At 67.2% G+C, this 13,593-nt stretch carries 14 protein-coding genes; 4 read left to right on the top strand and 10 right to left on the bottom strand.

Annotation, left to right across the window (positions count from 1 at the left end; genetic code table 11):
- Positions 1–113: 113 nt before the first annotated feature.
- The 7 genes from AC51BJ_RS13970 to AC51BJ_RS13940 all read right to left on the bottom strand — a co-directional run bounded on the left by AC51BJ_RS13970 (position 114) and on the right by AC51BJ_RS13940 (position 6,710).
- Positions 114–779: a hypothetical protein gene (locus AC51BJ_RS13970; protein ID WP_496280624.1), complete on the bottom strand. Its 666-nt coding sequence runs from the start codon at positions 777–779 to the stop codon at positions 114–116.
- Between the two features lie 2 nt (positions 780–781).
- Positions 782–2,437 carry a putative porin gene (locus AC51BJ_RS13965; RefSeq protein WP_496280623.1) on the bottom strand — a complete coding sequence of 552 codons (1,656 nt, stop codon included), beginning with the start codon at positions 2,435–2,437 and terminating at the stop codon, positions 782–784.
- Positions 2,438–2,471: 34 nt separating this feature from the next.
- Positions 2,472–3,176, bottom strand: coding sequence for a TonB family protein (locus AC51BJ_RS13960; RefSeq protein ID WP_430434928.1), 705 nt, complete (start codon positions 3,174–3,176; stop codon positions 2,472–2,474).
- Positions 3,176–3,580, bottom strand: a complete 405-nt coding sequence (locus AC51BJ_RS13955; protein ID WP_296807435.1) for an ExbD/TolR family protein — start codon at positions 3,578–3,580, stop codon at positions 3,176–3,178. Before AC51BJ_RS13955 ends, AC51BJ_RS13960 begins: the two co-directional genes overlap by 1 nt.
- 10 nt (positions 3,581–3,590) lie before the next feature.
- On the bottom strand, positions 3,591–4,001 hold the full coding sequence (locus AC51BJ_RS13950; RefSeq protein ID WP_019917086.1) for an ExbD/TolR family protein: 411 nt from the start codon (positions 3,999–4,001) through the stop codon (positions 3,591–3,593).
- A 14-nt stretch (positions 4,002–4,015) separates the two neighbouring features.
- A complete protein-coding gene (locus tag AC51BJ_RS13945) occupies positions 4,016–5,692 on the bottom strand; it encodes a DUF2341 domain-containing protein (RefSeq protein ID WP_496280622.1) in 1,677 nt (558 codons plus the stop codon).
- Between the two features lie 211 nt (positions 5,693–5,903).
- Complete coding sequence (locus tag AC51BJ_RS13940) at positions 5,904–6,710, bottom strand: pseudouridine synthase (protein WP_496280621.1); 807 nt, start codon at positions 6,708–6,710, stop codon at positions 5,904–5,906.
- Between the two features lie 242 nt (positions 6,711–6,952).
- Between AC51BJ_RS13940 and AC51BJ_RS13935 the strand changes: the two genes are divergently transcribed.
- Complete coding sequence (locus AC51BJ_RS13935; protein WP_496280620.1) at positions 6,953–8,284, top strand: sensor histidine kinase; 1,332 nt, start codon at positions 6,953–6,955, stop codon at positions 8,282–8,284.
- Positions 8,285–8,353: 69 nt separating this feature from the next.
- Positions 8,354–8,626 carry a hypothetical protein gene (locus AC51BJ_RS13930; RefSeq protein ID WP_304013280.1) on the top strand — a complete coding sequence of 91 codons (273 nt, stop codon included), beginning with the start codon at positions 8,354–8,356 and terminating at the stop codon, positions 8,624–8,626.
- A 24-nt stretch (positions 8,627–8,650) separates the two neighbouring features.
- Here the strand turns inward: AC51BJ_RS13930 and AC51BJ_RS13925 are convergent, their stop codons facing one another.
- The 3 genes from AC51BJ_RS13925 to AC51BJ_RS13915 are packed head-to-tail and all read right to left on the bottom strand — an operon-like array spanning position 8,651 to position 12,521.
- On the bottom strand, positions 8,651–9,208 hold the full coding sequence (locus tag AC51BJ_RS13925; protein ID WP_430434934.1) for a DUF1415 domain-containing protein: 558 nt from the start codon (positions 9,206–9,208) through the stop codon (positions 8,651–8,653).
- A complete protein-coding gene (locus tag AC51BJ_RS13920; RefSeq protein WP_496280619.1) occupies positions 9,208–10,119 on the bottom strand; it encodes an alpha/beta fold hydrolase in 912 nt (303 codons plus the stop codon). The genes AC51BJ_RS13925 and AC51BJ_RS13920 overlap by 1 nt, the downstream gene beginning before the upstream one ends.
- Before the next feature lie 50 nt (positions 10,120–10,169).
- A complete protein-coding gene (locus AC51BJ_RS13915; RefSeq protein ID WP_496280618.1) occupies positions 10,170–12,521 on the bottom strand; it encodes a DNA internalization-related competence protein ComEC/Rec2 in 2,352 nt (783 codons plus the stop codon).
- A gap of 171 nt (positions 12,522–12,692) precedes the next feature.
- On the opposite strand from AC51BJ_RS13915, the gene AC51BJ_RS13910 reads away from it, so the two are divergent.
- A complete protein-coding gene (locus tag AC51BJ_RS13910; RefSeq protein WP_430434937.1) occupies positions 12,693–13,262 on the top strand; it encodes a DUF2062 domain-containing protein in 570 nt (189 codons plus the stop codon).
- Positions 13,256–13,510 (top strand): hypothetical protein, encoded by a 255-nt coding sequence (locus AC51BJ_RS13905; protein ID WP_496280617.1) that lies wholly within the window; start codon positions 13,256–13,258, stop codon positions 13,508–13,510. The genes AC51BJ_RS13910 and AC51BJ_RS13905 overlap by 7 nt, the downstream gene beginning before the upstream one ends.
- Positions 13,511–13,593: the final 83 nt, after the last annotated feature.

The raw sequence follows: 13,593 nt of genomic DNA, 5'->3' as shown, positions 1-13,593 counted from the left end.
GTCGCCGGTGCCGAATACGAGCCCTGCGACGGTAGCCATCGAACGTGACAAGTGGATTGCACGGAATGCCGCAGTTAATGGTCCGAACGGCCTATCTACATAAGCCGATCAGATCATTGCGCCCCGGAGAGGCCCGAGTTCACGGGCGCTTGTTCGTGCAGTCGGTCGCGATAGCCCTCGGCAAGATTCTCGAGTCGGACGCGTTCCGTCTGAAAGAACGGCTCACCTTGCCCAATCCGTTCGCCCAACGTTCGCCTTTCGAAGCGGTCAATGACCTCGTTGCCCAACTCGAACAGCGCTGCATTCCGGCTCGTGCAGTGCTTCAGTTCAGTCTGCACTTCCGACAACAGATTTCTTGTCCCCGAGAGCTCACTGTCGCGCTGCTGCAGACGCTGCATGATTTCGCCGGCCACCCGCGTCCGTTCGTCGAGTGCCGTCTGTATTGCTTCGAATCGACGCGACAGTTCCGCATGGGCGGCCGTCAGTTGATCCAGCTCCTTGCGCAGCCGTTCCGCATGCACCTGAGCGCCCTGTCCTTTCGATCTCGCAGTCCGCAGCTCACCTTCCATGCGCTCGACCTGTGCGTTGGCGTCATCCTTCGCTTTTTGTGCTTCGGTCTGTGCCTGAAGGGATTTCTGCTGCTCCGCTGCGAGTTGCTGCTGCAGCTGCTGTGCCTGCTGGCGCAGCCGGCGCAGCTGTTCGGCCTCACGGGATTTTTCCTGTCCAATGGCGACCCCGGAGAGGCTCATCAGAATCGCCAGTGCGATCGCGGTTCTCACGGTCAGAACCTCACGCCGAGGTCGACCATGAAGGTGTCGACCTTGAACTTCTGACCCGTCAGCAGGATGTTGTTCTGCGCGTACGTCATCGAATCGATGTTCTCAGCCGAGAACCAGCGCATGCCGACCGTGGTGTCGCGATACAGTGCGTAAGAACCTCCGAGCACGTAGCCGCGCAGGTTGGTGCCCCCGAGACCGAAGTCCGAATCGACGAAAGCATCGAGCAAAGAATCCGAGCCGAGATAACGATAGGCGACGAAGGCCTGCCAGTCTCCCGCCGCACGCACACTGGGCATGCCGGCCTGGAAGCGAACCTGCCACGCGGTGTCCTTGCCATCCAGCAACGTGAGGCCAGTGCGACGTCTGATCTCGTCGCGATCGAACGCCGTGTTCTTCACATACTCGGCGCTCACCATCAGATGTACCGGGTCGAAGTGCGCCAGATCGGCAGCGACGGTCAGCACCATCGGTGAGAACTTGGATGCCAGTCCCCAGTAAGGCGAGGACAAGTCGTTGTCACCGTTGCCCAGCGTTGTCTGGAACAGCGTATTGCCCTTCTGGCGGAAATTGCGTCCGTACTCGTACTGGCCGTATCCGGGCGCGCGTACGTCGTTCACCAGGTCGTAGCCGCCATCAAGACGTCCTTCGAGGTTCCGATAGTGGAACTTGGCCAGACCAATCCGGAGACGGGTATTGGACGTGACATCCCAATCGGTGCCCACCTGCAGACCAAGCAGCGAGCGATCATCGGCCTTGGGCGGCGAGTCGGCACGCAGCGGGAACCAGCCGGCGGTCACGAAGGGGCGCACCGTCGCGACGGGATCGACACGGCTTGCCGTCGCAGCGATGCCTTCAAAGTTCAGGTCTTCATCCCATGTGAGGTCCGTGTTGAACCATGGGTTGGGAATGCGGCCACCCGATACCGACAGCCATTCGGTCGGTTCGAGTTTGATGTAGGCGCGATCGACCGCGAAGCTGTACTTGTTGAAGTTGTTTCCAAGCGTCTGGTTGGTCGACACACGGTCCTCGACATTACCGGTCACGAGTCGCAAGCCTGCACTGACGCGATCGTTGATCTTGGCAAGTACGCCAAGCCGCGCACGGACGCGGGTTCTGCTCACGTCGTCCGACACGTTCCCACTCGGTTGCGAATCGCCGGACAGGTCTGCGGCCGACGGGAAACGAGTGATGTCGGGATAGGACACCGCACTTCCCAGTTGCGCATTGTTGTATTCGGCGATGTCCGAGTTGCCTGACCCGAACCGGTCCGCTTGATAGCGCACTCGCACATCCCCTTCGAATTTGATCCGCTCCGTCCACTCCGGAATCGCATTCGGCGCCGCCCAGCCTTCGGTGCGTGCCTGGGCCAGCACTTCCTGCTTCAGCTGCTCGCGTATTTCCGCCTTCACCGACTCCGGCACGTACTGCACGCGCACGGTGCTGTCTTTCTTCGCCTTCGCCGCAGTTTTCGCCGCCTTGGCTTCGGCGGCCTTGATCAGTTCGTCGGCTTTCTCGCGGGTGAGCACGCCGGTATCGACCAGGGCGTCGATCAGGTTCATCGTGGTCTGGCGCAGGGTGTCGATCGATGCGCCTTCGTTCGCCTGCGCGGGCAGTGCGAACAGCGCGGCGAGCGCGAGCGTGGGCAGGGCTTTCTTCATCACTTCGGTTCCGGAGTGTCGTGTATCGGGTGCGTCAACCGGTCATCCGGTTGGTGATGCGCAGGCGTATCGGCTGCGGCATGTCAGAGGGTGGCGCGTCGCGGAAGGCGCGCATCTGGGCCAGCGCGGCAGACAGGGCGGCGTCGGCCTTGTCGTCGCCGGTGCTGTCCACCAGTTCGGCGCGTCGCACGCTGCCGTCGCGGCCCAGCCAGATGGCGACGGTGACGCGGTAGTCGAGCAGCTTCACCTCGCGGTTGCGCGCCAGCTCTTCCTGGATGTGGCGCTGCAGTGCGTTGGTGAAGAAGGCGTACTGCATGCGGTTGGGCTTGGCCGGACCACCGCCTATCGTGGTGCCGACGTCTCCGCCCTTGTATTCGCTGGTGACGCTGCCGGCGGCAAACGGACTGGGACCGTCGCCGGCCGCGCCTTCCATCTTCAGCTGTTCAGCCTGCTGCGGCGGTGCCTCGACCGGCTTGGGCTGCTCGACCTTCACCTCCTTCATGTCCTTCGGCGGCTCGGGGCGCTTCTCTTCCTTCGGCGGCGGCGGGGGCGGCGGCGGTGTGTCCGGAATGATGGAAATCTTCGTCACCTGGCGCGTCGGCGCCGACGGCTTCGAGAACAGGTCCTTCAGCCACATGCCGGCCGCCACCAGCAGCGCGATGCCGACCAGCAGTGCGACCACACGCAGCGCACGCGCGCCGCGCGACAGATCGACGGAATCTTCGGCCAGCGCGCTCATCAGGTGCCGATCCGTGAGGTGATGAGGCCGACGTTCTCAATGCCCATGCGGTTCACCAGGTCGACCACCTGGATGACACCGTTGTAGGGCGCGCGCGCCTCGCCACGGATCATCACGCTGAATTTCGGATCGCGTGCGCGCGCCGCATTGAGCTGACCTTCGAGCTGGTCCAGCGTGACGCCGACGCCATTGACCATCAGCGCGCCGCTCTCCATCACCTGCACGATCTTCACTTCGTGCTGTTCGGTACTCGGCTTGTTCGACGGCTTGGGCAGCGTCATCGTCAGGCCCTGCACACCGGCCGTGGTCATCAGGATGAACACGACCAGCAGCACGTAGGCCAGGTCCAGCATCGGCGTAACGTTGATCGAGTCGTAGGGCTTCGCCTCTGTATTGATTTGCATGAGCGCGACCTCAGCCTGCGACCTTCTTGGTCACCAGCCCGACTTCGGTGATGTCCAGCCGCTTGCAGATTTCCAGCACCGCCGACACCTTTTCGTAGTGCGCGGCAGCGTCGCCCTTGAGCACCACCGGCAGTGCCGGGTTGGCGCTCTTGTACTGCCCGAGCCGCGCTTCGAGCGTGGCCATGTCGACCGGGTAGGCATCGAGGAACACGTCGCCGGCGGCGGTGATGGTGATGGCCTTGGTCTGCGGCTTGGCGAGCGACGACACGGTCTGCGTCTGCGGTGCCTCGACCTTGATGCCCTGCACCGAGGCGGTGGTCATGATGATGAACACCACGAGCAGCACGTAGGCCAGGTCCAGCATCGGCGTGACGTTGATTTCGTCGTAGGGCTGGTTGTCGTCCTTGACGTCGGCGGACATGGGCGGGCCTGTGCCTATCGGCCGTGAACTTCGGCGACGCGGGTGATGAACTCGTCGACGAAGATCTGCATGTCGGCGCTGATGTTCTTGATGCGCGACGCGAGGTAGTTGTAGCCGAACAGCGCCGGGATGGCGACGGCGAGGCCGGCCACCGTGGCCAGCAGCGCGGCGGCGATGCCCGGCGCGATGGCATTCACGTTCACGTCACCTGCAGCGGCGATCGCGGCGAAGGTGATCATCACGCCGACAACCGTGCCGAGCAGGCCGAGGAAGGGGCCGCCGGAAATGGCGATGGTCAGCAGCACCATCTGCGAATTGAGCTTGTGCGATTCGCGCACCAGGTCGGCGTCGATCGATGCCTTGATCGCGTCCATCGACGCACCGGTCAGTCCAGCCGCCTCGCCCTGCGCGTCGAAGCGCTTGCGGATTTCGCGCAGGCCGGCGCCGTACAGGCGGAACAGCGACGAGCTCTTGTGCGTGGCGCCCTGATCGAGCTTCAGGAAATCCGTACTGGCGCCGCGGAAGCGCTGCAGGAAGGCGCGGTTGTCGCCGTCGATGCGGCCGACCAGCAGGGCCTTGGCGATCATCACCCAGCAGCTGACGACGAACATGACGGCGAGGATGACGATGACCACCCAGGCGTCGACGGTGAGGTTGTCGATCAGGATGCCGAAATAGTTGTGGCCGCCCTCTTCGCCCTCGGCCGCGTCTTCGCGCACCGTCACGAAGGTCGCGTCGGCGCCCTGCCCGGCGGCGGCCAGCTTGATCCAGTCGGCGCTGCGCGCCGTGTTTGCCAGTTGCAGTTCGTCGAGCTCGCCGCTGTATGCGTCGCCGATCACCACCTCGGCCTGTTCGGCCGGCAGCCCGGCGTCGGCCGAAGCGACCGCTTGTCCGTCGACGTAGAGCGTCGCCTTGCCACCGCCGACCGTCGCCGCGACGTGCTGCCAGGCGCCCGGCTTCAGTGCGCCGCCGGCCACGCGGGTGGCGCCCACGTTCAGCACATAGGCGCTGTCCTCGATCTTCACCGTCAGCGTGCCCTGCCCGTACAGCGTGGCTTGTTGGGCGGCGACCGGCTTGATCCAGGCCGACATCGTCCATGCGCCGCCGACGCTGGTCGCCAGTTGCGGCGCGGCCGGCACGCGCAGCGCGGCGCCGTTGAAGATCGCCGCGTCGCCCAGCAGCGCCGCTTTCTGCAGCGTGACAGTGCCGGTTGCGGTCAGCGCGCTGGCGGACGCGTCGGCCAGCGGTGCCGCTTCGGCGAACTGCCAGGCACCGACGGTCGAGCCGTCCCAGGTCGTCTTGCTGTCCTGAGCACCACCGACCGCGGCATTGCCGAAGTAGGCATACAGCGTCGTGCTCTGGCCCGGCGCGATCAGCGGCACCTGTACCCACACGACCGCCAGTTCGTTCAGGCTGTCGTAGCGTTCGACGTGGTGCTTCAGCACCGTCTTGTCGTCGCCGGCAACGAAACGCAGGTCAGAGCCGTCGTCCTTCGCTGCGGTGAAGTCAAAATTGCCGCTGTGCAGCCGCACCGCGACCGGCACCGACGATTGCGGCGCAGTGATCGCCACGCCGGTGGCGGAGGTATCGAGCGTGATGGTGCGGCGGGCGGTCCACGCCTCGTCCCACCAGGCGTTGGCAAAAGAAGGGGCGAGCGCCAGCAGGGCGCCAAAGGCAATGATGTTTTTCATGGCAGGCAGGGAAAATTTCAGGCCGGATTCTCGCGGCCCAAGGTGTCCTTGCCATGACATGAAATATGGAGATGGATAGTCCAAACGGACTATTCCGGTTGCCATCGCGAGCAAGCTCGCTCCCACGGAACCCCGCCAGCACCGCTGATGAAGCGTGCTTCCTGTGGGAGCGACCTCTGGTCGCGATGCGGCCCCGGCCCGCCGCCGGGTTTCAGTTCAGGCCGCGATCGCGAGCAAGCTCGCTCCCACCGGTCACGGCCTCCGGCCTCAGCACCGCCGCATCCCACCCGAACGCCTCTGCAAGCCGCTCGAAAGCCGTGCCCGGCCCGCAGCGCAGTTCGATGTCGGCGCCGCTGAGCGGGTGACGGATATGCATATGTATACAGGCAAGCAGCAGCCGCGACTCGCCGCACAGGCCGGCGACGTAGCGGTTGTGCGCGCCTTTGCCATAGGTCGCGTCGCCGATGACCGGGTGGGCGATGTGCTTCAGGTGACGGCGGATCTGGTGCGTGCGGCCAGTCAGCGGCATCGCCTCGACCAGCGCGTAGCGGCTGCTCGGGTAGCGGTCTATCGCCACCGGCATTTCCGCCACAGCCAGGCGGCGGTAGCGGGTGACGGCGGGCTGCGCCGCCACCGGTTCGGCGCCCTCGCGTGCGCCGCGCGGGTCGATCGCGTCGTCAATGCGGCGCAGCGGGTGGTCGATCTCGCCCGACTCCGGCGGGTGGCCGCGCACCACGGCGAGGTAGCGCTTGGCCGGCCGGTGCTGCGCGAACTGCTGTGCCAGCACGTGTGCCGCCGCGGCGTCGAGTGCGAACACCAGCACGCCCGAGGTGCCGCGGTCCAGCCGGTGCACCGGCCACACGCGCCGACCGATCTGGTCGCGCAGCCGCTGCACCGCGAACTCGGTTTCTTGGCGATCGAGCGCCGTGCGATGCACCAGCAGGCCGGACGGCTTGTCGATGGCGATCATGACCTCGTCGCGGTACAGGATGTCGAGCATGTGGACGTCCGCTTCCATGAGAGCCGCGGATCATGCACCACCCGTTCGAGGAATGGCACGGGGAATCGATGTAAACCAAAGTGATATGCCAAAGATATGCCCGGCATGAACCTTGTCCATGATCAACATGAACATGCGCGTGCCGCGGCACCATGCGGCCGTCCGGTCCCCGCTGGCCTGCCCAGGCTGGCTGCGCTGTCGCAGCGTGCGGGGCGTATGCCACTGACCGGCCACACCACCCATCCGAGGTCGCCCAGACAATGCACTTCACGCCCGCCCCTGCCCTGCCCGACGAGGCCGAACGACTCGCCGCGCTGGCCGAGTACGCCATCCTCGATACCGACGCCGATCCGCTCTACGACGACTTCGTGCTGCTGGCCACCCGGCTGTGCGGGACACCGATGGCCTATATCAGCCTGATCGACCACGACCGCCAGTGGTTCAAGGCGCGTACCGGCGGCGGGCCGGACGAGACGCCGCGCAGCATTGCGCTGTGCAGCCACGCGATCGCGCAGCGCGACGTGTTCGTGGTCGAAGACACGCACGCCGACGTGCGCTTCGCCGGCAATCCGCTGGTGACCGGCGCGCCGCACATCCGCTTCTACGCTGGCGCGCCGCTGGTGACGCCGGAAGGTCATGCGGTCGGCGCGCTGTGCGTGGCCGATCACGTGGCACGCCAGCTCACTACCGGGCAGATCGAATCGCTGGCCGCACTGGCGCGTCACGTCGTGTCGCAACTCGAACTGCGCCGCGCCACGCTGCGCCAGGAGCGCACGCGGCGCGCACTCGAAACGTCGGAACGCCGCCTGCGCGACATGAACGAACACCTCGAAGAGCGCGTCGCCGCGCGCACGCTGGAACTGCGCCAGCTCAACGACGATCTGGCCGCCTTCGGCTACTCGTGCGCACACGACCTGCGCACGCCGCTGCGCGCCATCGACGGCTTCTCGCGCATCCTGCTGGAAGAGGCGGCGGCCAGCCTGAACGACGAACAACGCCTGTATCTGGACCGCATCGTCGCCAACACGGTGCGCATGGGCGAGCTGATCGACGCCATCCTCGATTTCTCGCGCATCGGCAGCAAGTCGCCGCAAGTACAGCGCATCAATCCGGCCGCGCTGGTGCGCGAGGTGGTCGCATCGCACCCCGGCTACCGCGACGACAAGCGCGTCAAGGTCGACATCGGCGCGCTGCCCGACACGCTGGCCGACCCGGTGCTGTTCCGGCAGGTGTGGCAGAACCTGATCGACAACGCGCTGAAGTTCTCGCGCGCGCAGCCGCGCAGCGAAGTGACTGTCGAAGGCTGGATAGAGTCGGGCCGCGCCTGCTACGCGGTCAGCGACAACGGCCCCGGCTTCGACCCGTCGCAGGCGCACCGGCTGTTCCGCGTATTCGAACGCCTGCATCCGGCGGCCGAACATCCGGGCGTGGGCGCAGGCCTGGCCATCGTGTCGCGCATCGTGTCGCGCCACGGCGGGCGCATACGCGCCGAATCACCGCCGGGCGGCGGCGCCCGCTTCATCGTCGAGATGCCGCTGGCGCGCGCCAGCGCGCTCACCCGCGCGGCCGAGCCGGAAACGGTCGCCGCCTGAACCTGCCTCACCTGACGCGAACCGGCGGACGGTGCTAGATTGACAGCACCATCCAGCGGGAGGTGAGTCATGACTGATGCGCGCACGTGTGAATACGTCGTCGACCTGACGAATCATTCCAACCGCCTGCGGCTCGAATCCGCCGTGCCGGGGCGTCCGATGAAGGTGGTGGTGCGTGACCCGGCGCATCCGGACGGGCCGGCGATCCACGGCACCGGCCTGCTCAGCGCCGACGGCCGCAGCTTCGCCATCGACATCCCGACGCCGTCGGGGCTGCACCATCAGGCCTGTGACTGGGCGAAGCTGAGCGCCGAACTGAACACCTACTCCGAGTTCGATTGACGCAAGCGGACGCGACCGCGCCGCTCAGCGCTCGCGTCGCCCGTCCGGCAGACCGAGCGCGCGCCAGCCGTCGATGCCCAGCTTCTGCAGCGTTTCGATATTGCGCTCGTAGATGCTTTCCGCCTCCGGGAAGGCATCGACCGCGCGCGTGACACTGGCCTCGCGCAACAGATGTATGGTCGGGAACGGGGCGCGGTTGGTGTAGTTGCCGATGTCGTCCGGCTCGGTATCGGCGAACTGCCACTGCGGGTGGAAGGCGGCGACCTGGATCACACCCTCGTGGCCCAATTCGCTGACGGCCTCATCGACGAGGTCGAGAAAGTCGTTGAAATCGAGAAAATCGCCGAGCAGCGAGGCGTGCATGATCAGCGTGGTATCGACCTGCTGCGGATCGGCTTCGGCAAGAAAGCTGATTTCGCGGTCGATGTCCTCCAGCAGACCGTCGAGGTGCTTCGCCTCGCTCACCACGTAACGCACCTGCTCCTTCACATATACCGCCTTGGCGAACGGGCACAGGTTGAGCCCGATGACCGCCTTCTCCATCCAGTTGCGGGTGGCGGCGATGACTTCATCCTTGTTCATCAGACAGAATCTTCCAGCAGGAATTGTTCGACCGGCGCGGTCTGCGCGATGTCCATGAACATCGGCGCGTGACCGACACCGGGTATCTCGAGCGTGCGCGCCTTAGGGCCGCGCTCGCCCATCTGCATCAGCGTGTCGTGCGTCAGCAGGTCGGATTCTGCACCGCGCACGCACAGCGTCGGGCAGCGTATCGCGTCGTACAGGTTCCACAGCTCGATGTCGCCGAGGAACTGCATGGCGGCGAGCGGCTTGCCGATGTCCGGGTCGTAACCCATTTCGAAACCGCTCTCCGCCGTCGGCCGCGTCACGTGCACGGTCAGGTGGCGCCACTGCGCGTCGGTCAGCGGGCCGAAAGGCGCGCTCACCACGCGGATATAGCGCTCGGCCTCGTCGAGCGATGCGAACTTCGGCGCCTTGCCCACGTACTCGGCGATACGGCGCAGGCTGACTGCGGTCACCACCGGACCGACGTCGTTCAGCACCATGCGCGTGATCGGCGTCTGCGGCAGCGCGGCCAGCGCCATGCCGATCAGCCCCCCCATCGACGTACCGAACCAGTGCACCTGCTCGACGCCGAGGCGGGCAATCAGCGTCACCATGTCGCCGACGTACTGCGGCACGCCGTAACCGGCCGCATCCGGCAACCAGTCACTGCGACCGCGCCCGACCACGTCGGGGCAGACGACGCGGTAATGCGCCGACAGGCGCTGCGCGAGAAAATCAAAATCGCGGCCGACCCGGGTCAGGCCGTGCACGCACACCAGCACGCGCGGATTGTCCGGATCGCCCCACTCGGCGTAGGCCATGCGGTGCAGTCCTTTCGGATTGGCGCACTGCACGTGCAGCAGCCGCGGCTGTTCGCTCACCCGCGCCCGCCCGAACCACCCCGCCACCTTGTCGATCACGCCCATGTCGCCCCCTGACCCCTAGCCCCTAGCCCCTAGCCCCTAGCCCCTAGCCCCTAGAACTCATTGTGCCAGTAGCGCGCGTCCTGCTCGCGGCTGCGTTCGATCGCAACACCCTGCGCAGTGAAGCGGTAGCGCACCGCGCCGTCGCGATCGCTGCGCCGCTGCGTCGCGCCGGCGGCCGCGTAACGCGCCGCCACGGTTGGATGCGGATGATTGAAGCGGTTGCGATAGCCGACCGCGTGCACCACCTCGCGCGCCGCGACCGCATCGACAAACGCCTGAGTGGACGAGGTGCGGCTGCCGTGATGCGGACTGACCAGCAGGTATGCAGCAAGCGGCGCGCCTGCCACCACCAGCGCGCTTTCGCCGTCGGCCAGCAGGTCGCCGGTGATCAGCGCGACGCCGTGCGCCGACTGCACCCGCAGTACGCAGGACAGCGCGTTGCTCGAACGCGCACCGCGCGCCACAGCACCCGGCGGCGGGTGAAGCAGTTCGAAGCGCACGCCGTCGACCGACCACCTTTGCCCGGCGGCGCAGTCTTCCGTGTCGGGCCGCAGCAGGCGCAGACCGTCGTGCGCCGGTACCGACGACAGCACACGGTCAACCGGCATGCCGTCGATCAGCGAGGCGGCGCCGCCCGAATGGTCGCTGTCGGCGTGGCTGACCAGCAGCAGATCGAGCCGGCGCACGCCGCTGGCGCGCAGATAGGGCAGCAGCAGGCGTTCGCCGGCATCGGCTTCCGCGCCATAGCGCGGGCCGGTGTCGAACACCAGGTCGTGCGCCGCCGTCTGCACGTGCACCGCCAGCCCCTGCCCGACGTCGAGCACGGTGACCGTCATGTCGCCGGGCGAAGGTCGCTGCGGCGTGAAGAGCAGCAAGGGCAGCATCAGCGGCAATGCGAGAACGCGCCCGCTCCACCCGGCGGGCGCCAGCGCACAGCCGGCGCCGACGACACCAGCCAGCACCGCCCACGGCGGCGGCGCAGCGCCGTGCCACAGCGCCCAGTCCGGCGTCGTCAGCGTTGCCGCAATGCTCATCAGCACCGACGTCAGCGCATGCGCACAGATGAGCAGCAGGTCGACGGGCAGCAGCACCGCCAGCAGGGCGAGCGGCGTGATCAGCCCGCTGACCAGCGGTATCGCGAACAGATTGACCAGCGGTGCCAGCAGCGACATGCGGCCGAACAGCGCCAGCGTCAGCGGCGCCAGCCCGACGGTGATCGCCGCCTGCGCGCGCAGCCAGCGACGCAGTGGATGACGGGGGCCCAGTTCGCTCGTGGCGGCATAGAACAGCACCGCCACTGCACCGAAGGACAGCCAGAAGCCGGCGTCTATCACGGCCAGCGGATGCAGCGGCAGCACGACGGCGACCGCCAGCGCCAGCGCGTGCGATGGCGACGAGAAGCGCCCGGCGAGCAGCGCAAGTCCGGCAGCGGCGAGCATGATCAGCGTGCGCTGCGCCGGGATGCCGAAGCCGGCCAGCGCGCAGTAGGCAGCGGCGGCCAGCAGCCCGGCCAGTACCCCCGCCCGCTGTGCCGGACAGCGCAGCGCCAGTATCGGAACGCGACGCCAGACGGCCGCACACAGCCATCCGGCCAGCGCCGCCACCATGGTCACGTGCAGGCCGGAAATCGACACCAGATGGGTCAGGCCGGCACGCTCGAACAGGTCCCACTGTGCCGGCGAAATGGCGCGCTGGTCGCCGATCGCCAGCGCGATCAGCACGCCCGCCCACGGATGGGTGACGGACACACCGTCGACGACGCCGAGCACGCGTTCGAAGCGCGCGCGTACCGCCTGCCGCGCGCGCTGCACCGCGTTGCCGACGCCTGCCGCTTCGGCATCGAGCATGCGCGGCACGGCGTCGCCGGAAATGCGTACATGACCGGTGGCGCCGATGCCGCGTGCGAACAGCCAGCCTTCGTAATCGAAGCCGTGCGGATTCATGTTGCCGTGCGGCCGTTTCAGTCGCACGCGCAGCTGCCAGCGACTGCCGGCCAGCAGCGCGGGGCGCGCCCACGACGCCTGCTCGCCGCGCGCGTCGTACCAGTTCAGCACGATGCGCGGCGGCACGCCGGGCGGCGCCCGCTCGACCTCGAAATCGAAGCGCAGGCCGCGCTCGGTGCGCATGGGCAGGCCGGCGACAACGCCGACGATGTCGATGTCACGTCCTTCGAGCGCGCCGTCCAGACGCCGGTCGAGCTGTGTCAGCCCCCAGCCGGCCGCCCAGCAGAACGACGCCAGCAGTACGCCGAGACAGGACAGCCCACGCCAGCGACGGCCGGCGAGCATGCACACCAGCGCCAGCACCGCCAGCGCGCCGATCTGCGGCCAGTCGGGCAGCCGTGCGAGCCGCGACGCCAGGAAGGCGCCGGCCACCAGTGACGATGCGAGGCGGATGGACATTCATCGATTATCGCCCATCAACCCATATGGCATATATGGATGGCACTCTCTGCCGCGCACGGCCGGAACCTCCGCCCGCGGCGCCGATCCAGAGCAGGCAGGATGCGACGTCGGCCACGCCCCGGCGGCTCGTCTTGAAGCTACGCTGTGCGCGACGACCGGCCCCCACACATGAAGAAAATCATCCGCAGTTACTTGCCCGACACCGAAAGCCTGCGCCGCAACCGCTGGCTGGCGCCCTTTGCCGATACGCTGGGCCACCCGCGCCTGTGGCGGCTGAACCGCCACAGCTGCGCCGGCGGCGTCGCGGTTGGCCTGTTCGCCGGACTGATCCCCGGACCGCTGCAGATCCTGAGCGCCGCCCTGCTGTCGGTGCTGTTGCGGGTGAACCTGCCGCTGGCGATGGTGGTCACCTTCTACAGCAACCCGCTCACCATCGTGCCGCTGTACGCGGTCGCCTGGGCCTACGGCCGGCTGGTGATGCCGCTGCTCGGTCTGCAGATGCCGGAGGGCGCGCGCTTCCAGGCACCCGTCATTCCCGACGATGCCGGTTTCACCGGCTGGATCGAGGCGCTGACCCACTGGTTCTTCGCGCTCGGCGAACCGCTGCTGATCGGTCTGCCGCTGCTTGCGCTGACGCTGGCCGGGCTCGGCTATGTCGCCGTGCTCGGCAGTTGGCGCTGGCATCTCGTCCGCAACTGGCGCCGCCGCGCCGAACGCCGAAGAAAGCCAGAATGCTGACCGGCGACAAGTTCGCGCTCTACCAGCGCTTCGGCGGTGACCTCGACGCCCGCACGCGGATGGCACTGGACACGCGCGCGCTGCTGTCGGACGAGGAGTGGGCGCTGATCGACGAACTGCGCATGCAGATCGCCGTGGTCAGATCCGGGCGCGCATCGGAAGCGTTCGCGATGACGGTGCGGCTGCGGCTGGACGAGATCGCCGACGCCGATCTGCGCGCGGCCTTGTGGGGCAGCGCGCTGCCGTAGCGCCGCGCACCGTCGTCCGCCGTGTCGCGGCCAAGGCCGCTCCCACAGGGGCGATGCGCCCGATCCACGACCTGAGCCGGCAC

Source organism: Methyloversatilis sp. S146-33, assembly GCF_059552495.1.
Note: the sequence above shows the minus strand (reverse complement) of the source record. Positions and strands in the feature narration are given on the sequence as shown.